The sequence below is a fragment of the Janthinobacterium sp. FW305-128 genome (assembly GCF_020858135.1).
GTDB lineage: Bacteria > Pseudomonadota > Gammaproteobacteria > Burkholderiales > Burkholderiaceae_D > Janthinobacterium.
Genome location: NZ_JACYMK010000003.1, coordinates 243,782 through 265,642, shown reverse-complemented (window position 1 = coordinate 265,642; position 21,861 = coordinate 243,782). Strand labels below are relative to the sequence as shown.

26 protein-coding genes are annotated in these 21,861 nt (G+C 54.4%); 18 read left to right on the top strand and 8 right to left on the bottom strand.

The window, feature by feature from the left end; translation table 11 throughout:
* Both IGS60_RS08810 and IGS60_RS08805 read left to right on the top strand, forming a co-directional pair.
* Positions 1–609: a phage tail protein gene (locus tag IGS60_RS08810; protein ID WP_230503807.1), complete on the top strand. Its 609-nt coding sequence runs from the start codon at positions 1–3 to the stop codon at positions 607–609.
* Positions 606–1,877: a phage late control D family protein gene (locus IGS60_RS08805; RefSeq protein WP_230503805.1), complete on the top strand. Its 1,272-nt coding sequence runs from the start codon at positions 606–608 to the stop codon at positions 1,875–1,877. The genes IGS60_RS08810 and IGS60_RS08805 overlap by 4 nt, the downstream gene beginning before the upstream one ends.
* Before the next feature lie 122 nt (positions 1,878–1,999).
* On the opposite strand, the gene IGS60_RS08800 is transcribed toward IGS60_RS08805, so the two are convergent.
* The 3 genes from IGS60_RS08800 to IGS60_RS08790 form a co-directional block, all read right to left on the bottom strand.
* Positions 2,000–2,986, bottom strand: coding sequence for a hypothetical protein (locus IGS60_RS08800; RefSeq protein WP_230503803.1), 987 nt, complete (start codon positions 2,984–2,986; stop codon positions 2,000–2,002).
* A gap of 3 nt (positions 2,987–2,989) precedes the next feature.
* Positions 2,990–4,144, bottom strand: coding sequence for a hypothetical protein (locus IGS60_RS08795; protein ID WP_230503801.1), 1,155 nt, complete (start codon positions 4,142–4,144; stop codon positions 2,990–2,992).
* Positions 4,145–4,554: 410 nt separating this feature from the next.
* A complete protein-coding gene (locus tag IGS60_RS08790) occupies positions 4,555–5,001 on the bottom strand; it encodes a helix-turn-helix domain-containing protein (RefSeq protein WP_230503799.1) in 447 nt (148 codons plus the stop codon).
* 80 nt (positions 5,002–5,081) lie between these two features.
* On the opposite strand from IGS60_RS08790, the gene IGS60_RS08785 reads away from it, so the two are divergent.
* The 12 genes from IGS60_RS08785 (at position 5,082) to IGS60_RS08730 (ending at position 11,978) form a co-directional block, all read left to right on the top strand.
* Positions 5,082–5,285 carry a hypothetical protein gene (locus IGS60_RS08785; RefSeq protein WP_230503798.1) on the top strand — a complete coding sequence of 68 codons (204 nt, stop codon included), beginning with the start codon at positions 5,082–5,084 and terminating at the stop codon, positions 5,283–5,285.
* Between the two features lie 10 nt (positions 5,286–5,295).
* Complete coding sequence (locus IGS60_RS08780) at positions 5,296–5,499, top strand: hypothetical protein (protein ID WP_035820909.1); 204 nt, start codon at positions 5,296–5,298, stop codon at positions 5,497–5,499.
* A gap of 37 nt (positions 5,500–5,536) precedes the next feature.
* A complete protein-coding gene (locus IGS60_RS08775; RefSeq protein WP_046682347.1) occupies positions 5,537–5,725 on the top strand; it encodes a hypothetical protein in 189 nt (62 codons plus the stop codon).
* Complete coding sequence (locus IGS60_RS08770; protein ID WP_230503796.1) at positions 5,722–5,985, top strand: ogr/Delta-like zinc finger family protein; 264 nt, start codon at positions 5,722–5,724, stop codon at positions 5,983–5,985. Before IGS60_RS08775 ends, IGS60_RS08770 begins: the two co-directional genes overlap by 4 nt.
* Positions 5,986–6,105: 120 nt before the next feature.
* Positions 6,106–6,507 (top strand): hypothetical protein, encoded by a 402-nt coding sequence (locus IGS60_RS08765; RefSeq protein ID WP_230503793.1) that lies wholly within the window; start codon positions 6,106–6,108, stop codon positions 6,505–6,507.
* A 101-nt stretch (positions 6,508–6,608) separates the two neighbouring features.
* Positions 6,609–6,962 (top strand): hypothetical protein, encoded by a 354-nt coding sequence (locus IGS60_RS08760; RefSeq protein WP_034745810.1) that lies wholly within the window; start codon positions 6,609–6,611, stop codon positions 6,960–6,962.
* Positions 6,952–8,790, top strand: coding sequence for a replication endonuclease (locus tag IGS60_RS08755; protein WP_230503792.1), 1,839 nt, complete (start codon positions 6,952–6,954; stop codon positions 8,788–8,790). The genes IGS60_RS08760 and IGS60_RS08755 overlap by 11 nt, the downstream gene beginning before the upstream one ends.
* Positions 8,787–8,933 (top strand): hypothetical protein, encoded by a 147-nt coding sequence (locus IGS60_RS08750; RefSeq protein WP_230503790.1) that lies wholly within the window; start codon positions 8,787–8,789, stop codon positions 8,931–8,933. Before IGS60_RS08755 ends, IGS60_RS08750 begins: the two co-directional genes overlap by 4 nt.
* Complete coding sequence (locus IGS60_RS08745; protein ID WP_230503788.1) at positions 8,933–9,172, top strand: hypothetical protein; 240 nt, start codon at positions 8,933–8,935, stop codon at positions 9,170–9,172. The genes IGS60_RS08750 and IGS60_RS08745 overlap by 1 nt, the downstream gene beginning before the upstream one ends.
* Positions 9,169–9,783: a hypothetical protein gene (locus tag IGS60_RS08740; protein WP_230503786.1), complete on the top strand. Its 615-nt coding sequence runs from the start codon at positions 9,169–9,171 to the stop codon at positions 9,781–9,783. Before IGS60_RS08745 ends, IGS60_RS08740 begins: the two co-directional genes overlap by 4 nt.
* On the top strand, positions 9,780–10,631 hold the full coding sequence (locus IGS60_RS08735) for a phosphoadenosine phosphosulfate reductase family protein (protein WP_230503783.1): 852 nt from the start codon (positions 9,780–9,782) through the stop codon (positions 10,629–10,631). The genes IGS60_RS08740 and IGS60_RS08735 overlap by 4 nt, the downstream gene beginning before the upstream one ends.
* Before the next feature lie 201 nt (positions 10,632–10,832).
* Positions 10,833–11,978 (top strand): DUF3596 domain-containing protein, encoded by a 1,146-nt coding sequence (locus IGS60_RS08730; protein WP_230503781.1) that lies wholly within the window; start codon positions 10,833–10,835, stop codon positions 11,976–11,978.
* 8 nt (positions 11,979–11,986) lie between these two features.
* Here the strand turns inward: IGS60_RS08730 and IGS60_RS08725 are convergent, their stop codons facing one another.
* The 4 genes from IGS60_RS08725 to IGS60_RS08710 form a co-directional block, all read right to left on the bottom strand.
* The gene (locus tag IGS60_RS08725) at positions 11,987–13,282 is read right to left on the bottom strand and encodes an HNH endonuclease (protein ID WP_230503779.1); all 1,296 of its coding nucleotides are present in this window, start codon (positions 13,280–13,282) and stop codon (positions 11,987–11,989) included.
* 485 nt (positions 13,283–13,767) lie between these two features.
* Positions 13,768–15,366 (bottom strand): DUF6119 family protein, encoded by a 1,599-nt coding sequence (locus IGS60_RS08720; RefSeq protein ID WP_230503777.1) that lies wholly within the window; start codon positions 15,364–15,366, stop codon positions 13,768–13,770.
* Between the two features lie 469 nt (positions 15,367–15,835).
* Positions 15,836–16,279 carry a GTP pyrophosphokinase gene (locus IGS60_RS08715; protein WP_230503775.1) on the bottom strand — a complete coding sequence of 148 codons (444 nt, stop codon included), beginning with the start codon at positions 16,277–16,279 and terminating at the stop codon, positions 15,836–15,838.
* A 13-nt stretch (positions 16,280–16,292) separates the two neighbouring features.
* Complete coding sequence (locus IGS60_RS08710; RefSeq protein ID WP_230503773.1) at positions 16,293–17,132, bottom strand: hypothetical protein; 840 nt, start codon at positions 17,130–17,132, stop codon at positions 16,293–16,295.
* A gap of 205 nt (positions 17,133–17,337) precedes the next feature.
* Here IGS60_RS08710 and IGS60_RS08705 point away from each other — a divergent pair, with 205 nt between their 5' ends.
* Positions 17,338–17,802: a hypothetical protein gene (locus IGS60_RS08705; protein WP_070292060.1), complete on the top strand. Its 465-nt coding sequence runs from the start codon at positions 17,338–17,340 to the stop codon at positions 17,800–17,802.
* A gap of 1 nt (position 17,803) precedes the next feature.
* Entirely contained in the window at positions 17,804–18,172 is a 369-nt protein-coding gene (locus IGS60_RS08700; RefSeq protein WP_230503771.1) for a hypothetical protein, read from the top strand.
* 183 nt (positions 18,173–18,355) lie between these two features.
* Here IGS60_RS08700 and IGS60_RS08695 read toward each other — a convergent pair whose 3' ends face one another.
* Complete coding sequence (locus IGS60_RS08695; RefSeq protein ID WP_230503769.1) at positions 18,356–19,957, bottom strand: sensor domain-containing diguanylate cyclase; 1,602 nt, start codon at positions 19,955–19,957, stop codon at positions 18,356–18,358.
* Positions 19,958–20,145: 188 nt separating this feature from the next.
* Here IGS60_RS08695 and IGS60_RS08690 point away from each other — a divergent pair, with 188 nt between their 5' ends.
* Together IGS60_RS08690 and IGS60_RS08685 are read left to right on the top strand one after the other, a co-directional pair.
* Positions 20,146–20,502: a hypothetical protein gene (locus tag IGS60_RS08690; RefSeq protein WP_230503767.1), complete on the top strand. Its 357-nt coding sequence runs from the start codon at positions 20,146–20,148 to the stop codon at positions 20,500–20,502.
* Between the two features lie 310 nt (positions 20,503–20,812).
* Positions 20,813–21,838 carry a sensor histidine kinase KdpD gene (locus IGS60_RS08685; RefSeq protein WP_230503765.1) on the top strand — a complete coding sequence of 342 codons (1,026 nt, stop codon included), beginning with the start codon at positions 20,813–20,815 and terminating at the stop codon, positions 21,836–21,838.
* Positions 21,839–21,861 lie beyond the last annotated feature (23 nt).

Below are 21,861 nucleotides of genomic sequence, written 5' to 3'. Positions count from 1 at the left end.
ATGATGATGATTTTAGGAATGTTCGTGTTCAGCCTGCCGACCCTGGCCTATCACGAGCTGCAGCGGCAAACGGAATGGAAGCATGCCAGCACGGCGCGCGTGGGCCTGCGCGACGCGCACCAATACGTGGGGCCCGGCGACGACACCATCACCCTGTCGGGCTGGGTGGCGCCGGAACTGACCGGCTCCCTGTATTCGCTCGATGCACTGCGCATGATGGCCGACACGGGTAAATCATGGATTTTGATCCAGGGCACGGGCCGCATTCTCGGCTCCTACCGCATCACCAGCATGACGGAAGGCCGCACCATCCTCGACGGCAGCGGCGGCGCGCGCCGCGTCGAGTTCTCGATTGCGCTCAAGCGCGACGACGACGGCGTGCTGGCCATGCTTGGCCTGGGCGATATCGGCGACCTGAAAAACATGCTCAGCATCGACGGCATGACCAGCAGCATTGCCGGCGCGGCCAGGAATGCCGTGGGCAGCGTGGTCGGCAATGTGGTCGGCGGCATCACGTCGAAATATGGCGGCGTGGTCAGCGAGATGAAAGACAAGATCGGCGGCGGCATCAGCGGCGCCATCGGCAGCGCGGCGGGCAAGTTCAAATGAGCGAGCATATCCCCGCCTTCAAGGTCAGCATCGAGGACAAGGATTTGACGGCCATCGTCTCGCCGCGGCTGATCAATCTGACGCTGACGCTGTGCCGTGGCGACGAGAGCGACCAGCTCGATATCTCACTCGATGACAGCGACGGCAAGCTGGCCATGCCGCCGCGCGGCGCGCAGATCGCCCTGGCGCTGGGCTGGCAAGCGTCCGGCCTGGTGGACATGGGCAAGTTCACCGTGGACGAGGTGGAGCACAGCGGCGCGCCCGACACCATCACCCTGCGCGCCAGGTCGGCCAACCTGATCGACACCTTCAAACAGCAGCAGGAACACAGCTTTCACAAGACCACCCTGGGCGCCATCATCGAGGCCATCGCCTTCCGCAACGAGCTGGCCTCTAGCGTTTCCGCGCGCCTCCGCGACACCGCCGTCGAGCACATCGACCAGACCCACGAAAGCGATGCGGCTTTCCTGCGCCGGCTGGGCAGGAAATACGACGCGGTGGCCACCGTCAAGAATGACACCTTGCTCTTCATCCCGATCAACCAGAGCCGCACCGCCAGCGGCAAAACGCTGCCCGTCATCCCCATCACGCGCGCCCTGGGTGACGGCCACCGCTACCACAGTGCCGAGAGCGACGCCTACACGGGCGTGCGCGCCTTCTGGCACGACGAGCGCTACGCGCGGCGCCGCAGCGTTGTGGCCGGCGTGCCCGGCAACAGCAAGCGCCTGCGTACCACCTTCGCCAACGAAACAGACGCGCGCGCGGCGGCCGTGGCCGAATGGCAACGCATCCTGCGCGGCCTGGCCACCTTTGAAATGAGCCTGGCCCTGGGCAACCCGGCCGTGTTCCCGCAATCGCCCGTGACCGTGACAGGCTTCAAGCCCGAGATTGACGCCACCGAATGGCTATCGGTCAAGGTCACGCACACCCTGGGCGGCAACGGCTTTACCACGCGGGTGGAGTTCGAAACGAAGACGGAAGCGGTCGAGGCCGAGCGCGAGGAAGAGAAAGACCCGGACGAAGGCGTCACGGGCGTGGTGGCCAAGTGGAAGGACGTGGCGGCGAAAAAGAAAAAGTCGGGGCAGGAAATGGCCGGGGCCAAAGACACACTCAAGACGCTGGAGCACACTTACAAGAGTAAGCAGGCCGCGAAGCGGGCGGCACTGCATGCGTGGCAGCATATCGAAGAGGTGCGGGACATCATCCGCGAGAATAGCGAGGAGCCTTGGATGCCTACGCATGCCGTAGCCGGCGCAGAAGCGACATGAAAGTGCGTTTTCTACGTCTGCTCAACGGCTGCTATCGCCCCATAGCAGAGGCATTCTCCAACTAGTTTCAGGGATTTACCTCTGGCAACAATCATTTCGGGAAAAGTTGCCAACCACAGGTATCAAGAGCGCGCATAAAAATATTTATTATCCATCTCTTCCTTCATACCCTGAACAGAGAAAATATAATTTAACACATAAAAAGCTTCGTCTTCAATGTACGAAGCCAAATATGAAAGACTGTCTTCAATACTGAACCTGTAGTAACTATGAACAAGGACATTTCGAATATCATATAACATAGCTGACTTATTGGTTGAAGTGTAATAAACCTCCTCCTTCAGGTCTTCAAAAATACTCTTTGCTACTGCTGCCAAAGATGGATCATTTTTATCCATACCCATTTCGGCATACAATACTGCAATCAACTTCCCTTCAGAATTATATTCCTCAATTTTTTTTCTAATAATACCCAGATGACTCCTAGCTATCTTTAACTCATTGACTTTTTTATAAAAAACCATTTCCATCGCAAGCTCATAAATTTGATAGAAAAACATAAACCTTGCGTAGCCATTTCGTTCAGCCGGAAGTAAATCATCTACTAAAAATTTAAAAAAACCTACTGAAAAATCAAAGTTAAAACTTTTTGCAACCACCAACTTACTTATAACCTTAATTTTATGCTGAACATCAACAATCGATCTATACTTGCAATACGGATAGATTCCATACAGCACGAATGAAAAAGACAACTCCCCATCGGACGTCACATCTGCCGCGTCGAGCAGACGCTTACTATAAACCAGAACGTACATACTCTCATGAAGCTCCTTCCCATTAAGAAACTTCATGGCTTCATATACATGCTTTCTAAAATAGACATTCTCAGAATACTCATGCTCTAAAGAAATCATTGAGAGAACAGGAATCATCCACCCAACACGTATTTCCGAATGATTATTTATATAAACCTGCGCAATTTCCTTCTCATCAGGCACAGATTTGGTATAAAGCTTCACACCATACAAAGTCTGCACGCCAGGTAAGGAATCCTCCCGATATGATAAAGGTACGCTTTCTTCCGAAAGCGTTATCAGTTCATCCATAAATCAGACCTCAGCCATTGCACGATTTTTCGCTCTCTCCAGGGAATCCGAGACTTTTAAAAATGAACTACCATCATGATCAAGTAAGTACTTGAAGAAAAGCTTAAAAAATATCCTCTGTCCATTACCAATCTTTTTAGCCTCACCTCGAATATCGTCCAAGAACTTATTTATACGGATTAGATCATTTTCTTCAAATTCCAGATTTGGAACCAGTGATTTTATATCGTCAAGCCCTTTAATAGTTCCAGAGCTAATCAACTCAGCAATAGCAGCACCGAACCCGCTCAATGGTTGACTCTTGTTGAAAATTTTATAAACTTCACGACCGAATGGGTTGGCAGCTGTACGCATATCCTCATCCACATCGTCAGGATAACTCCATCCAGAGAAGCGAACGTCAAATGCAAGAGACAACGCGCGGTATGAATTTACAAAGTCAGAAAACTCCATTTTTTCAAAACCTTCATCCGAAATAAATTTTATAGTCCTTACTGTCTGCAGAATATCAACTCGATCAATCGGAAGCTCATTCTTTTCCAAAAACGAAGTATAGCCATCAATCAAATCGGAAAACCTGTAGTCATTTATAGACCTTACCGACGAATCATCCACCTCACGCAAAATTTTGACACCATCAAACTCGCCATCTGCATACTTTGAAAAAAGTATCTCCAACTGATGACGCAGCGTCATAGGAGTTTGCCCGGTATTAAGAGTCAACATGCGATACAAAATACCCGAATCACTTATTGAAAGATATGCCTCAATCCTAATAAAATATTTCTCTGTAAGACCATCAAAATGAGCACGATTATTGTTATACACATCAATAATCGATAGTGTTCTCTGCAGGCCGTCTAGAATCTTTAAATTTGCATAATCGGCCAATACCTCTTCCAATAAATCATCTGGAGAACTTCCCGGCATTAATTTCGAAGTGGATGCCAAAACAATAGGAGGAATAATACATTCCTTAAGAATATCCTCTTTCAGCAAATTATATATACTGCCACTTTTACTCACTCTGTTTCGCTGATAAGGATTATTATTAATAATATTTCCCGCAAGCTCTGCATAGCTTCCTATATCCATCACAAATTGGATATTCTGAGAATTGACCTTCTTATCCAGTAAAACGTACGTAATAAATTTCATAATTTTCCTCAAATATTAGAAAATAAAATAGATAACTTTTTATATATTTTATCTTAGTCCGGTTTTTAGCACATATTTACTGGATGACGGAAATTTCCATCGAGCACAAAACTATAATCTGCCGTAACGAATGTAGTTAACTCCATTTCCCGCTCACCCATGTCGGAAAACCATCAGAAACAGCGGTGACACACTCGCACTTGACACCTTGCGCCGTCTCGATGACGATACCGACGGTGTAAGCTTTCCCATCGTAATAGCAGGAATTTCTGATGAACCTGCTGGCAACGACGGTCATAATTTCGCACCTATATTGCGGCCAGCAACAAGCAAAGAGCAATGGGGCGAGAGCGGCAACTTTCCAATTGCCGACACTTTTTAGCAACGAGAAATGCCCTTTCCGCCAGGATTTACGTCGGTGATTTTTTTTTGCGACCAACGTTGATCGTTTGGGGTGCAGTAATATCGCCATGAATCTGCTGGCCAACTTTGCCGTGGAAAACCATTTGCGTATTGCGTTCGACTGATCTGGATGCAGGGGCGGCTGTAGGCTCAAGACTTCCCTCAACTACACCAAGGACCCTCGCTTTCGCACGAATATCCAGCTTGCGATAGCCAGTCAACAGTTCATGCTCGTCCGCAGGCAACGCAGACAGCGCATGTTCTCCTGTCAGCAAATACAACACATCAACTCCAGCCGTAGCAACGGCCGCCAAATAGTCAGAATCTGGCGTTCGGGAGCCGTTTTCATAGTTGAACTGGGCCCCCTTTTTTACCCCACCAAGGGCAGCGAACTCGTCCTGATTGAGGCCGAGGCGCTTCCGTTCTTCCTTGAGACGATCAAAAAAATACTTCATTTGAGTACAAATACCTTTCCAAATCACTCAAATGAGTGATATATTTACGCCATTCCGTAGCGATTACAGATCATAACATTATGAATAATTTGTCAAAAGTCGGTCGTACTGCCAAGGGCGTCACGTCACGCCCCCTTGGCGTCCGCTTGACCCCTGCTGAGGTGGATGAGGTCGAAGGCTATGCAGAGAAACTTGAACGCTCCCGTGCCTGGTTTCTCCGCTTCCTGATCCTGCGCGGCCTCGCCGACTACAAGCGCGAACTCGCCTCCAAACCCACCCACTAAGGACAACGTCATGTACCCCGATGCAAAACGTATCCGCAGCCACCGCGTCATGCTGCGCCTGGACGATTACGAGCACCAGCTCGTTTCCTCGATCGCCAACTACCAGGGCGAAGAGCTTGCGGTGCTGGTGCGCCAGATCGTGATGCGTGAAGCCTTGGCCGTGATCGCCTTGGATGACGCCACCATCGACAGCGTACAGCGTCGCAGCGTTTAAACCGAGTCACTTTTGAGCAACTCTAAAGTTACAGAAAATGCCAGACCATCAAATTAACCTCAATGACGAAGAGCGCGCGGTGCTGGAACTCGTGCGCCAACGCCAGGGGCTGGCAAGTATCGATCAGGCGGCTGAATGGCTCGTCAAGTCGCGCTTACGCATACAGTCGAAAAACATGACAGGTCGCGGTCGCGCCCTGTACCAAGTGGAAAGAAAGCTGAAATGAGAGTCATCGGCCTGCCCTGCCCGCATTGCACCTACACCGTCCGCGCCGTCAAAAGCCGCATGATGTCCGCCATGTTCAAGGAAATCACCTATATGTGCCAGAACCCGGACTGCGGGCACGTCTTCGTGGCAGGCCTGGAAGTACTGCGCACCCTCTCGCTGTCCGCCAAGCCCAAGCCGGATATCCGCATCCCGATGTCCCAGCATGCGCGCACGGCAGCCACCAGCCAGCTGGCCCTGGACCTGACTGCGGGCTGCTGATGATTATCTCGATCCTCGCGCCGCCATAACCCGGCAGCCGTAACTCCCCTCTTTTGCTGTGCCCTGCAGCGCTCCCTTTTGAGCGTGAGGGATTCGTTCAACCTGAAATAAGGAAAATCGATGGAAAACACGCTGCACGCCACCAGTCATGCCGATAATTCCCCGGCGCCAACCACGCCCCGCCCGGCCCTGCAAAAATGCGTCGTGCCGGTGGCGCCGACCTGCTTCCTTCTGCACGCCAACGCTGGCACCAGCGTCAAGGAACTGTCCGCCTATATCCGCGAGATTGCCAAAACCTACCACGCCTATGGCGCGGTCAATCTCACCTTCATCATCAGCGATCCGCACGCGCTGCAGCATGGCGGTTTCTTCTTGCCAGACAGCCAGCGCGCCCTGGTAGGTGGCTTGCCCATCGAGCTGCGCTACCTGTTCGCCAGCGAATCCGGCGTCGTGCAATGCACCAGCTCGTCGCGCACGCTGACTTACTGGGCCAAGTATTTTGCCAAGAAAGGAGCACGCTGATGCTGCGCCTGGCCAAAACCTGCGGCATCTGGCTGCTGTCGCTCCTGATCGTCATCACCCCTGCCGTGCTGCAGGCCATCGGCGCCATCAAGGACTGAACCATGCCGGCGTCCCTTATCGACAATCACCTGTCCTTCCAGCCTGCCGCCGAGATTCTGGCCGCACGCGACAAGGATATGCCGACGCCACCAGGCGCCGGGCATGCGCTGGCCGCCATCGCCGAAGCCAAGGCCCAGCTACGCAGCATCAAGCCGCGCAACCTGGCGCCCTTCATGGCCCAGGCCTGGGGATTGTCGCCGCGCGGCGCGCGCCGCTCCGTGCTGATCGCCGCCGGCATGGACGCCGACCGCTGGGAATCGCCCATCCATTCATTTACCGAGGAAGAGCGCATCGAGCTGCGCGCCGCTACCTCTGCCGCTATCCGTGTGTACGAAAGACTGTTGAATGCAATCTAAACAAATCCTGCTGCCTGCCCCGCAACGCCACGAAGCCTTTTTACGATCCGCCCAGTTCGCGCCCGAGCTGGCCCGCATCCCCTACAAATGGCGCAACCGCGTCATCACGGCCGCCCTGGCAAAGATGGCCTGGTCGTCCTGGTACAAAGTCTATGAGTCCGTCGCTACCAGCTTTGTGCGCGAGTTCGCCGAACAGTACGTGCCGGCTGGCGTTGACCTGTCGCAGAGCGATGCCGATATCGTGGCCACCGCCGAACGCGCGGCGGCCGGCGTGACCAAAATGCTGTGGATGGCCATATCCGACACGCACGCCCTGCAGATCTTGGAAGACGAATGCGCCTCGTATGGCATCGAGCTGCCCGAATTTGACGCGCTGACCGACACCATCGCCCGCCTGGTGGATGCCCGCTGGTGGCGCCGCCAACTGCGCAAGCGCGTCAAGCGCGCCTTCGAGGCCGGCAATATCCGCCTGGGCTATGTGAACTATCGCGGCGAACCCTACGCCAGCAATGACGCAGTGCTGTCGCGCCTGGCGCAAAACCGCCGCAACGCGGCGGCGCTGGCCGCAACGCTGGTGCAAAACGAGAACGGCCAGCAATTCAGCATCGCCGAGCTGGCCGAGAAAACCACAGCCAACAAGGCCATCCGGCGCGGCGAACTGATGTTGCGCATCAACGGCTTTGAGCAGATCGCCCGCGAGTGCGGCGACCAGGGCATCTTTGTCACCTGGACGTGCCCATCGCGCTTCCACGCCATGCAGCACAGCGGCAAGCCAAACGACAAGTTCGACGGTTCGACGCCGCGCGAGGCAAATGCATATTTAGGCAAGATGACATCGCTGTGCCGCTCCGCACTGGCGCGCCGTGGCATCGGCCTGTACGGCTTTCGGATAGCCGAGCCGCACCACGACGGCTGCCCGCATTGGCATTTGCTGCTGTTCGTGCGCCCGACCGCGAAATACAAGACGGCCCACCTGCAGGATGTGGCCGGCCGTGCCATCCGCATCATGAAGCGCTACGCCTGGCGCGTAGACCGTGGCGAACCGGGCGCCTTCGCGCGCCGCCTGGACGTGAAACGCATCGACTGGGCCAAGGGTAGCGCTGCAGGCTACATCGCCAAGTACGTGGCCAAGAACATCGACGGCGTGGCCGAGCACAAAACCAAGGAAGGCTATGTCGTCACGGCCGACACCGAAGGCGACATCGAGCTGACGCCATCGGCGCGGGTCGAGTCCTGGGCCGCTTGCTGGGGCATCCGTCAATTCCAGCAATGGGGCGGCGCGCCCGTCACCGTCTGGCGCGAACTGCGCCGCATCGAGGAAAGCATGGTCAATGAAGCGCCGGCCGCCATGCGCCGCGCCTGGAATGCCGTGCAAAAGATCGACGGCGAAAAGCGCGCCTGCTGGGCCGAATACCTGCGCGCCCAGGGCGGCGCCCTGGTGCCGCGCAAGGAACTGGTCGTCACGCTGGCCAAGGACGAAAAGACCGTCATCGGCCGATACGGCGAAACGCTGCGCACCACGCCCTACGGCGTGCGCTGCAGCGACCTGATAGGCGTGGTCTTCAAGTCCGTGCGCCATACGTGGACGCCGGTACAGGCCACAGGCGGGCGCGCGGTGGCTGTTGGGGTTGCCGTTCCTCGGACTCGTGTAAATAACTGTACGCAGACCGTTCAAGTCACGCCAGAAACGCTACAGGCGCTGGCGATCCCTGACCTGCCCGACTGGGCAAAAACCGAAATTATCAACGCCTGGGCGGCAGTCGATGCCTGTCCATATCCCCGGCTGATCGTCCCCGACAACCCACCCAATGAAGGAAATGGCACATGAGCACCTATGCCGTGATCGTTCGCACGCAAACCGAACGCTTTGAATACGCCGCAATTGCCGCTTCCAGCGGCGACGCGATCCAGGCCGCCCTCGACCACTTCGGCGTGTGCGGCGTTACCGCCAAACTGAAAGGAGCACCGTAATGCTGAACACCCTGACCGATTCACCGCGGCAAATCGCCCTGGGCGACCGCGTGACATTCGATACCGACGAGGGCTACCAGGCCGGCACCGTCAACGACCTGCGCCGCGACGTGGGCAATGGCGAGCTGCACGCCTGGGTGGAGCTGGACCACCAGTGGCCGGGCATGTTCCGCGCGGTGCCGCTGGGCGCCATCGAGGCGGTCAAGAAAGCAGCCGCGCCTGTCGGGTGCCCAGCATGACAACGGCCTGCTCATTACCTGCCGTGGCGGCCTTGTTCGTGCGCGCCAATTCGATCTACAAGACCATGCCGGCGGTTGACGCGTGGGACGCGGAGCGCGACGCCCGCGCCTGGCCGGGTGGCGTGCCGGTAGTGGCCCATCCACCGTGCCGCTCCTGGGGTACGCTGCGCCACCTGGCCAAGCCGCGCCCGGACGAAAAGGACCTCGCGGTGTGGGCCGTCGCCCAGGTGCGCAAGTTCGGCGGCGTGCTCGAGCACCCGAAGCGCTCGACCCTGTGGCCACACTGCGGCTTGCCAGCGATCGGCGAGCGGGACAAATTTGGTGGCTGGACGCTGCCCATTTTCCAAAGCTCCTTTGGCCACCGCGCCGAAAAAGCCACCTTGCTGTACATCGTCGGCTGTGCGCCGGCTCAAATACCGGCCATGCCCATTGTCCTGGGCGAAGCCTCGCATGTGATCGCCCCGTCCGGCCGCAACCGCGCCGGCGAGCGGCGCCGTAAAGGCGATCCGGGCTGGCGCCCGGAATGCGGCAAGGCGGAACGCGAGCACACGCCGGCCGAGCTGGCGCATTGGCTGGTATCCCTGGCGCGACGCTGCATGGTGCCGACATGAACAGTCCATTCCTGTTCGATGGCCCGGGCGTCATTTCGTTCAGCGGCGGCCGCACCAGCGGCATGATGCTGTGGATGACGCTTCAGGCCTACGGCGGCACGCTGCCGGCTGACGTGACAGTGTGCTTCGCCAACACCGGCAAGGAAGAGGAAGCGACCCTTGAATTCGTGCGCGACTGCGGCGACCGCTGGGGCGTTCCCATCGTCTGGATAGAAAACCGCCCTCGCAATGAAGCGCGCGGCAAGGAATTTGCCATCGTGGACTTTGCTACGGCCAGCCGCCGCGGCGAGCCGTTCGCCAATCTGCACGACGAAAAAAAATTCCTGCCAAACCCGGTCGCACGCTTTTGCACGGCGGAACTCAAGGTACGCCCGATGCAGCGCTATTTGAAGTCGATAGGCCTGGTCGAGTGGACCACGTTTATCGGCATGCGCGCCGACGAGCCCGTGCGCGTGGCGCGGCTGGCGAACCAGGATTACGGCAAGCACGAGGTGAAAGAGGCGCCCTTGGCGGCGGCCGGCCTGACCGTGGCCGACGTCAGCGCGTTTTGGGCGGCACAAGATTTTGACCTGGGCTTGCCGAATATGAGCGGCAAGACGATGCACGGCAACTGCGATCTGTGCTTCCTGAAAGGCGGCAACCAGGTGTTATCCCTGATCCGGGAAAAGCCCAGCCGCGCGCTGTGGTGGATACAGCAGGAAAAGAATGCCCAAACAGCCGGATCGGGTGCTGGCGGCTGGTTCCGCAAGGACAGGCCCAGCTATCAGGCAATGTATGACATGGCGATGAATCACGGTGAATTGTTCCCGTTCGATGATGCGCTGACGGATTGCGGCTGCACGGACTGATGATGTGCTCACAAAACGATACCAGTTTGAAAAGGAAAAGCGAATGCTTCGCTACATGACCATACCGAAGTTCTCTACCGAGTCGGGTTACACGCCCGACGCGATCAGAACAAAGATCCGGGACGGGATCTGGCCGAAAGACGCCGTCTGGATCAAGGCGCCAGACAATCGAATTTTAATTGACGTGAAAGGATATGAATCATGGGTAGAGACGGGCGAGGTGTTAAAGCTGCATCGGAAAGCAGCATCGAAATCACCTTCATGTATCGCGGCACCAGGTGCAGGGAAAGGATCGCGCTCAAGCCCACCTCCGCTAATCTGAAACGGGCCGAGAACCACCGGGCGGCGATCCTGCACGCGATCGCCACCAACAGCTTTGACTATACAGCCACCTTCCCGCAATCGTCCAATGCGGTGAAGTTTGCCGACCAGGTGGGCGACGTGCAGACCATCGAGGCGTTTTTGGACAAGTGGCTGGACAGGCAGAAAAAGCACCTCAAGGCCAGCACGTACAACGGCTATCGCAAGATCGTCGTTGGCCAGCTGATCCCCTGGTTCGGCACGATCATGCTGTCGGCGCTGCGAAAAAAAGACGTGCGGGCGAAGCTGGAGCCCATGAACGCGACCAACAAGACCATGGCCAACATCCAGAGCGTGCTGCGCAAGGCGCTGGACGACGCCATAGAAGACGAGCTGATCGAGGTCAATCCGCTGGCGCGCTGGTGCTATTCCAAGGTCGAGGCGCCGCAGTCGAAGGACGATATCGACCCGTTCACAAAGGAGGAACAGGCGGCGATTCTCACGCAGGCAACCGGCCAGGGGCGCAACCTGCTGCAGTTTGCCTTCTGGACCGGCATGCGCACGTCCGAACTGGTGGCCCTGGATTGGGCCGACGTCGACTTCGTACGCGGCGTTGTGATGGTGACGCGTGCCCTCACGCAGCATTCCAAAGCGGCAGAGAGCACGAAAACGAACGCCGGTCGCCGCGAAGTCAAGCTTCTAGAGCGTGCCATGCATGCGCTGCAGGAGCAAAAGGCATTCACGTGGGCGAAGGGTGAGGAAGTCTTTCAAAATCCGCGCTTAAAACGGCGCTGGGAAGGTGACCAGCCGATCCGCAAAACATTGTGGACCGGCGTGCTGCAAAGCGCTGGTGTGCGGTATCGCAACCCATATCAGACACGGCACACATATGCCAGCATGATGCTATCGGCGGGCGAACATCCGATGTGGGTGGCGAAACAAATGGGGCATGCAGACTGGACAATGATTGCACGGGTGTACGGGCGATGGATGCCAGATGCGAATCAGTTTGCTGGCTCAAAAGCGGAAGCAATTTTCGGCTCTTGACTACCGTTTTAGTTCTGTCGCCGGCCCCTTTCAGAGTGCATTTTACTCATCACAGCCGACGAATACTTGGAGGAAAATTCTGCCAGATTAAATATTTCCAACTGATGCAGGTTATAGTCAACCTCAAGAAAAATTGGAAAATTCGGTTGATGAGGCAAGTTTTCCGCCAATACAATATGGATGAACGCCCCACCAAAAATTCTCATAAACATTGATAGCTTGTTGGTGCCGCTCTGCATAGGCACCAACATTATCGAAACAAAATGTTTTGACTTTTGAACAAGATCGAAAATTTTCAAAAACTCAGCTGACTGCTCGTCCAATAAAATATTTTGCAGCGCAATTTCCTCCTGTCCAAGCAAGATCTTTTTTTTCATATCAGAAAAACCTTCCTTACAAACAAAGTTTTTCCCCATAACGAAAGCACATAGATTTATGCCAATCTTCGCCAAAACTCTTGATCTCGCATCCAAATTTGATTGAACAGAAATAGAAACCAGCGGATTCACAACCGTGTCGCCATCCACTTTCTTTCCTGCTATCTGCTCAAAAACAAATATATTTTTCCGTAATCTCCCAAGTAAGCCGCTCAGTTCACCTTCATTTTTAAGACGGACGACTGTATGTCCGTTTGAATTTCTCACCAATTCCGTTCGCCGCATCTCTTCTGGCTCAAGTTCGCCACCAGAACATTCTATCCAAAAGCCCGTTTTGGGAGCTTTTCTCAAAACAGAGGAAGATGACTCAATGTATTTATCACAAGAAAAAATGTAAGTTGTAACGACAAAGGATGCGCCACCAGACGCATGCTCTTTCCTGATAGCTACCAACTCGTCAGCAGATAGGTAAGAAATCAACTCATGACAGAAGACTGCGAGATCCTCCGAGGTCGCTGCCCTGCTGCCCATGTTGTTGCCGGTCAAGATAAATTTGGGCAATATTGATACCACGCCCCCTCGACCAAATACGGCCTCTACAGGTTCGTCACTATCTGGTAGGAGAACGCTTGTAGTAGTGCACTGAAGAAGTGGGGCCTCCGTGGCTCTTGCTTTTCCACTTCTCTTTCGGCCATGAGTCTGTAAAAAAGCACGCCCGATTGCCTCAGGCGATGCGCGAAGAAACGCTGCCTCCAATGGCGAAAAAGTCTCCTCATTGCATTTTTTGCAAACTAGCTCGCGCAGTAAAAAAGTATTATCATCACCTCCGAGACCAGCACAAAACACATGTTCGTCAGTGAAAGGGCCAGGGCGGCTGCAGTAAATGCAGGTATCGGGCATATGGCTGTCAAATCCGGAATGGCTCATCAGTAGGAGTCGGTCAAACGTCTATAAATTAGGTGCATGGTAGTCGCTCCAGGCAGAATCTCAAGATCATCGACCAAGATGACTTTGCTCAATATATGGCGGCATATTGACAGCTTTTCGATGAAAATGTGCGAAAAATCGTCGTTTACGGTAGGTTCGATTCCCGCCGTCTCCACCACTGAATAAATAAAAGGGCTTCCCCGTTTTGGCGGGGAGGCCCTTTTTATTTATTCCATGCATGCAGAACGCGAGCATCGAATCCGCGTCCGGTACGGCGCGGGGGTTGTGCGGGGCCTTCGGCGAGCGCAGCTCGGCGCCGCACAACCGGGTTGCGCTTGCAAGCGCAACCCTCTCCGATTCTTCTGGCTAGCTCTTGCGTCGCAGGCGGTTTTTCCTAACAACAACATTAGCTGATCAAGCTGTGTGCGAATGCTGGACCTGCCCCCGACCTATGACCCTCGCCCTGATAGTTGTCAATATTTTGGCTACGCGGGAATATGCTTTGATATATAAATCTTCGGCTTTAATCCGAAGCTTTTTACAAGTGCTTGCCAAGACTCAATTGCCAATAAAAATTGAATTGAATTCACATCGATTATCTCTTTGACATCACCATCAAAAACAAACCATAATGCTGCCCCAGTCAACTCATGGGGAAATTCTATTTCATTTCTCTTAATAAGAATAAGAGAATCTTTAGATTGTTCTATATTATAAATCAACTCATGATTTGCTTCTGATATTTTTACTGATATTATCTCATTATCCTTATATAAGTCTGCTATTTCTACCTTATACTTAGATTTTCCTGCTTTCAATGTTTTAATTTGTGTAAGCTGACGATCCAATAATAAATAACCATGATCTTTGCATAGCTTTTTATTGAAGTAGCTCTCCCTATAAAGCAGCTTATCATCGACATCTACACCAGCAGCAATTGCTAATTCCTTATCAGATTTCCACTTTATAAAATCTTTCTCAATTAAATTTTGCTGCAACGATATCTCTATACTACCAATAGAACGTTTCAAATAATCCATAAAAGTCTGATTAAACCTATACCAACTTCCATTTCGCAAGAAATAATGTGATTTATTGTAGTCTATTGGCGAATCTATTACTTCCTTTATCCCCTTAGTAAATGAACCCCTCTCCTCATTAGAAAATTGAATTTTAATAGAATTGACATTATTAACTCCTGGATTTTCAACAAGGAATTCAGTGATATCACTAATATCAAAGCTATTCCCAAGATTTTTACTACATGAAGAACCTTTTACGGGTAATTTAGCAGAAATACGATAACTGTAGTCATGAAATGCAAAGCAAATTGCGATGCCGTAAACTGTAAATTCGTCTATTACTACTTTCCCGCCTTTATTTTTAAGCGAATTAAATAGCATAACATCAAGATCATCAACGATATTATCATCGACTTTTTCGAGTTTTGGGAGCTGTATTATTTCATTTTGCTTTAGATGTGCTTCAATATTATCAAAAATCCCTGCCAAATCCTTGGGAGACTTATCGATATCCATTTGAATGGAATCTGCAAAAATAATGTTTCGATTCCCCCAAATTTTTTCATTAGATGCTTTTAACTTAAGATGATCTACAGACTCTCCAGGTTCGTAACTATTAATTTGAAAATTCTCATACGATGATACGTCTTGACGCTTTATCCCAGAAAAGTGGCGGCTTTTCTTTAAAAGAATAGTTTTTTCTTTTGCCATTCGCACAGCCAACGTAATTCCAAAATCTGGCTGTATAAATTTTGATAAATAAAAGTGTGACTTCCCCAAACTAACTGCATATATAGTATTTTTATTGTTTTTATTGCAGCAAAGCAAAACTGCGAAATGGAAGAAATTTTCAGGTTCTTTTATCTCTTCCAAGAAAAAATCCTTATAAGTCTGCCACCACCAAATCTTATTCCCTTCGACTTTTGATGAAAAATAAAAAGTCATAATGTAATCCCCTGAAATGCAAGTTTTTTGCTCTTTCAATCCAACATTTTCAAGTTTTATTTTTAATAAATCTATTTTTGATTCTTGGATTTTATATATGTTGTACGTATTAGACATAGCTTCCTTATTTTTAAATATTGATTTTTATTATGTATTTTCATGACGGAATATTAGTCGCAATAAATCCCCAGCAAATCCTGCTTAAGAAATTTTATTTTCTAGCACAACAAACTTTACATTGAGAACTGAAGCTTAAAATACACCAATTGTCACAGAACACACTTTCAGAAATAGCTGTGTCTATTTTTCTACAATTTTAGGGGAATAAATGAAATTATCAGTATGGGAGATGCTTTCGCAAAGATTGAGTTTTACGGAGCTTGAACTGAGATAATTTGTCAAATACAATGTTGTATTACGATTAAGAACATGCGGAAAAGAGATCAAGTCTGCCATTTGGACACGAATCTAGACCTTTATCTGCCATCAAACATGCAGCGGTATCAAGTACAAACTAGGGTGGCGTTTGGGTACTGCGAGGATCAAGTCCGCCATTCGGACACGATTCACCACTCAAGAATCATTCCTACGACATTAGCCGTTTAACAGCCTTCCGATATTTCTCTATCCTCTCCAGATCCTTCTGCGTCGGCTCCCCTATCCGCGACAGATCGCTATTCTCAGCCAGATCAGCCAGCTTGACGGCCTTGCCGACCGGGTTCAAGGCCGCGCGGGCGATGAAATCCTCGTACGACTCGCCCTCGACCTTGGTCACGGCGCGCACGCCGTCGATGACTTCCTGGGAAAAACCTTCGCGCGCCAGGTCGTCGAAGGTGACTTTACCGTCGCTGTCTTCCACCACGTCATGCAGCACGGCAACGATCTGCTGGGCGCCGGGGGCGACGCGCAGCATTACGCGCAAGGGGTGCAGTATGTAGGGCGCGCCGCCCTTGTCCGTCTGGCCGGCATGGGTGGCAGCGGCGATTTGAATGGCGCGCTCCAGGCTGCCGCGTCTTGCGTGTTCACTCATGTTCACTCCTTGTTCACTCCACTGTGATTGACGTTCCCGTGGCGCGCCAGCCGCGGCGCTGCAAATGGCAAACGCTGCTGCATAGCAAGGCTGGCAACAATAAATTGAGGACCGGCACGAGCATCAGCAAACACAGCAGCAGTCCCAGGGCAAAGATCGCCGGATGCTGGGCGCGGCGCAACACCGCTTGCTGTTGCTCGTCGAGCACATCCTTTGCCGCCGCGCCATAGATCGCCTGCACGTTCCAGGCCAGCAGGCAAGCAATCAGCACGCACATGGCCCACACAGGGATCAGCAGGGAGAGCAGCAGCAACAGGCGCCGCCGCCAGGCGGGGCGCGCGGCGCATGCATCCAGGCCGGCCGGCGCTTGCCACATGGCATAGCGGCGCGCCACAACGGCCTTGGCGCGCTCCAGCAACAACCAGCGCAGCGGCAAGCGCACCGTGCCGATGGCGCCGACGACAAAGACCATCACATAGAAAAATGCAGCCAGCGCCAGCAGCGCCAGGGCGATCTGGCCGATCGACAGCATGGCCTTGGCGGCACTGCCCAGGCCGCCGGCGATATTGCCCATCTGCGTGACGGTGGCAGGCCCGTTGGCCAGTGTCCCGACGCCATCCATCACGCCCAGGCCCAGCAAGCCGGTAACGGACACCAGCGCCAGCATGGCGCTGAGCTCGACAAAAAAACGGCCGAAGCTGCTATACAGTCCCAGCCACAGCGCCACGACCGCCATGCACCACAGCGCGGAACGCCACCACAGTCCCGCATGACGGGCATCGCGCAGCCCCAGCCCCACGCACGTGAAGGCTTCCCGCCAGGCCAGCAGCCAGGTTTGCAATGTTTTTGTCACCTTCGGGCAGACTCCGCAATCAAGGGGCGGATACGTCGATCCGGATGTTGCCGATTGTACATGGGCCAGGCTGGCGCACGCGCCGCCGAGAGCAAGGGACAAACCCGGCGCCAGCTTGCCATTGTTTGCGATCCCGCAATTCCAGGCGGAAAGGAATGCGAAACAATGCAAACTCCCCCCATCGTCGCACCTAGCGGAGTCGACCATGCTTGAAGTTCAGCCCAGGGACAAGCGCGGGTTTTTCATCCTGCCCCAGGCTCCGGAAGACGCAGGGTATTACGTCTATGGCACCCCGGGCAGGGGCGCAGGCCAGTACGCGCATCCAAACATGATGATGGCGCTCCTGTATGTGGAACGCGAATGGCAAGCAATCGATGACCGGCAATTCGGGATTGGCAACATCAGTCTGGCTAACGGCACCGCCTACGGGGAACATTCAACGCACAAATCCAGCCTGGAGGTAGACATTCGTCCACTGCGCAGGGGCGGCCTTCAACTCCCTGTTTATTGGTACGACAAAGACTACGATCAAGCCGCGACGGCAAAGCTCATCGCACTTTTTCGGGCCCATGCCAGTGTGCGCAGGGTGCTGTTTAACGATACCGGCATTCCATTCGTGACACCATTCAAAAATCACGACCATCATTTCCATCTGGAACTGAGAGCCTGATATGAAAAAACTGTGGGCTGTGGCCTTCGGCGCCATCACCGTATTCTCGCTGGCCTATGCAGGCGGCAGCAGCGACTGGGGCGAATACAAACAGTTCAAAGGGGCTTATCTGATTTATTCGAATACCTTGGGCGAGCAACAGCCGCCCACACCGCATGACCGCAAGATTTCTTTCGTGGTCACGGGGGCCGTTGCCAGGGACATGTTTGACTCGATGGCTCCGGATTCGAAAGAGCGCTGCAGTTTGGAGAAAGGCTATCGGCAGCGCGACAAGGAAAATGTTTCCTGTCTCCGGGATGATGACGGCTATAGGTGTCACTTCGGCTTTAACTTGCGCAGTGGCAAAAGCATTGCTGGATCGATTTGCTAGATCGCGTGGGGTGACCGGAGCCTTAGCCCAGCCAATCCTGCACGGCTTCCAGTCCCTGCAAGCGTACTCCGCAATGAAGAGGCGGATACGTCGATCCGGATGTTGCCGATTGTACATGGACAAGGCTGGCGCACGCGCAGCGCAGGGCAAACCCGACGCAGCGCCATCAGCCTTCAACAATGGCTATCGAAACGCCAAAGCCGTCGCAGCCTGATCGGCATGATCGCAAGCTGACGCATGGCAGACCCGGTTTCTCCCCGCTGCCTTGGCCTTGTACAGTGCCTTATCCGCGAGTTCAACCAGCTCGACCGCCTGGTTTTTCAGGTACGTCGGCATCAACGCCGCCACACCGACGCTGGCCGTCACCACGCCAAGAGGATAGCCACGATGCTCGATTCCCAGCGATTGCACAGCCTGGCGGACGTCTTCCGCCACCGTCAAGGCACCCGGCAAATCCGTCCCCGGCAATAAAATGACCATTTCCTCGCCGCCATAGCGCGCCGCAAGGTCGCCCGGCCGGCGCATGCTGTAAGCCACCACCTTGCCAAGTTTTCTCAGACACTCGTCGCCGGCCACATGGCCATAGATATCGTTGTATTGCTTGAAGAAGTCGACATCGATCAACACCAGTCCAAGTGAGCTATTTTCACGCTGCGCACGGCTGAACTCGGCAAGCAGCGACTGGTCGAAGTGGCGCCGGTTCGCCAGCCCCGTCAACCCATCCTGATTGGCAAGGCGGGCCAGGGTTTCATTGATCAATTCCAGCTCGTTGCGCGCTTCAAGCAGTCCCGCCTCGCTTTTCACCCGCAAATCGATCAGCCGCACCACGCGGTATCCGATAAACGCGATCAGCAATACCAGCACCCCGCCCACGGCGTTTTGTATCACGGTATCGAGGCGCCATGCAGCGAGGACTTCATCCTGTGACAATGCGGCAGAGACCACCAGCGGATATTCTTCGACTCTTCGATAGCTGTTGATGCGCGTCACGCCATCGACCCGCGACTTGATCACGGCCGTGCCTACGGGACTTTTCGGTAAATAATCATGAAATAAGGGAAACTGCGAAAGATCGCGCCCCAGCAAACTCTCATCGAACGGCCTGCGCAATAAAAGAATGCCTTTTCCATTCGCGATGAAAATGGCGCCTTTTTCTCCTATTGAAAAACGTTCGTAAAACTGCCTGAAATAATGCATATCGATGGTCGCCAGCGCCACGCCGCCAAAGCTGCCGTCAGGCAAATTGATCCGCCGCGATACCGTGACTATCCAGTCCCCCGTCGATTTGCTGCGCACGGGCGGGCCGACATAAGGCCCCCGATCATCATGCGTTCGATGGTAGTTGAAATAATCTCGATCGGAATTATTCAGATTACTCAACAAGGTTTTCTGAGAGTTCACAAGCCAGCTGCCATCCCTGGCATAGACGAAGATGCCGTGCAGCTGCCGCAGCTCGGCTACGCGGGTGACCAGCAATTTATGGAGACGGGCCAGTTCAAGGTCGGAGACACCGTCCGCCTCCAGCCGCTCCACCAAACCGACCAGCACCGTATCGGCCTCCTTGATGGTGTCATAGGCATGCTGGGCAACAGATTGCGCCAGGTTGGCGCTTTCACGGCCCGCTTCATTCAATTGCACCTCGCGTGCACGCAAGGTCATCCATAACTGGGTCGCCAGGAGCGACAGGCACACGAGCACGACAAATGAGATCGCCAGCGGCAGCAAGGAAAATCCCCGGAAGCCCGCTCCCAGCAATCGTGGCGGCAAGCTGCGTGACCTGGTCATGGATACACTCCCGGTTTGATATCCGGCAAAGTGTGCACGAAATAGGCAGCGACATACTCACACTTGGTAACAAACATGATATAAAAAAGTCACCATGACACTTGCTGGGCCACGTCTCCCCTCGGCCATGGCATCGGTGAGTGCTATATCGGAGAGCACTGATGCATACTCGGCTTGCATGCTGCGCCATGGCGCTCGCTGTATTCTTACCTTCCCAAGCCGCGGACAAGCCGCCGGCATGGACTGGTGAACCACGCCCCTTGCGGGGTGACTATCAGATCTATGGCGGAACGCTGTCCGAAATGCTGCCGCCCACGCGAAACGACCGGAAAGTGGCAATCATGGTCAAAGGGGAATTGGCGCGGGAACTGTTTGCCCGGCTCGGCCCCGATGTGAAACAGGAACAGGCATGCAGTTCCTCGGCAGACTACCGGGAGCGGCGCAGGGGGGACATTCGCTGCGTTCATACAAAAGAGGCGGGATACGCATGCTATTTCGGACTCGATTTACGTACGGGAAAAGGGATGTATGGAGCGATCTGCTAGCCTGGACGCCGCCCGGCACCGTTAAAACCAGGGGCCGCCTCATTCTGCCGGCGCACAGCCTGCCGGATGCTTCTGCCTGAGCGACTCTGCCTGCATACGGCACCCGGAGCAGAACCCGATCCCCCATCCCTCACCGCAACAGCGTACACTGGCTCCTCTTCCATCAACACATCGGTCCACAGTGAAATTATCGCGCTTTATTACCGGCCATCTGGAGCCGATCCTGGAAGAGTGGGAACTTTTCGCCCGGTCGCTTCCTATTCCGGGCAACGCCATTTCGAAGGCCGAATTGCGCGATCATGCGAAACAGATGCTGGAAACCATTGTGCGCGACATGGATGTCATCGAAAGCGCGGCGCAGCGAAAAAAGAAATCGACCACGGGCGTGTCGGAAATCACGGGCAAGGAGACGGCAGCCGCCACGCATGGCTCGCTGCGCCAGCAGATCGGCTTCACGCTGCCGCAGCTGACGGCGGAATTTCGCGCGATGCGGGCCAGCGTCCTGCGCCTGTGGATGGCACAGGTATCGGTGACGACGAAAACGGCGACGCAAGACATCTTGCGCTTCAATGAAGCGATAGACCAGGCGCTGCAGGAATCGGCCATACGCTATTCGCAGCAGAGCGACCGGACCCGCAATACCTTTCTCGCCATCCTCAGCCACGATCTGCGCAGTCCGCTGAGCACGATGACGATGGCCGGTGCGCTGCTGAGCAGGCCCAGCGCGAGCTCTTCTTCCACGGTACAGATCGGTGCGCGGGTCGCCCGCAGCGCAGCGACCATGACAACCATGGTGAACGATCTGCTGGAATTCGCCAGGACACAGCTGGGGGGACGCATGCCCATTTCACCCACCTTGGGCGATCTGGGGGAAATCTGCAAGACGGCCGTCGAAGATGCCTCGGCCGCCCACCCGCAGTGCAAATTCGAGCTGAGCACCACGGGCGAGATGATCGGCGACTTCGATGCGGCCCGCCTGGCCCAGCTGTTTTCGAATTTGCTCAACAATGCCGCGCAATATCGCAGCGACGACCAGCCGGTGACCATCACGGCCTGCGGCGATGCTGATACGGCCGTGGTGCAGGTGAAAAATTTCGGCCGCCAGATCCCGGAAGCCTCGCTGAAGAGCATTTTCGATCCCCTGGTGCAGCTGGCCATTTCCGACGATCACAAGGCACCCAACGCCACCAGTATCGGCCTGGGTCTATTTATCGCGCGTGAAATCGCCAGCGCACACGGCGGCACCATCGGCGCCGAGTCGAGCCTGGAGTCCGGCACGGTATTTACCGTGCGCCTGCCCAGGGTGGCGCTGAATGACAGAGGGAACGGCGGCTAGGGACTATCCCGGCAGAAAGCGGC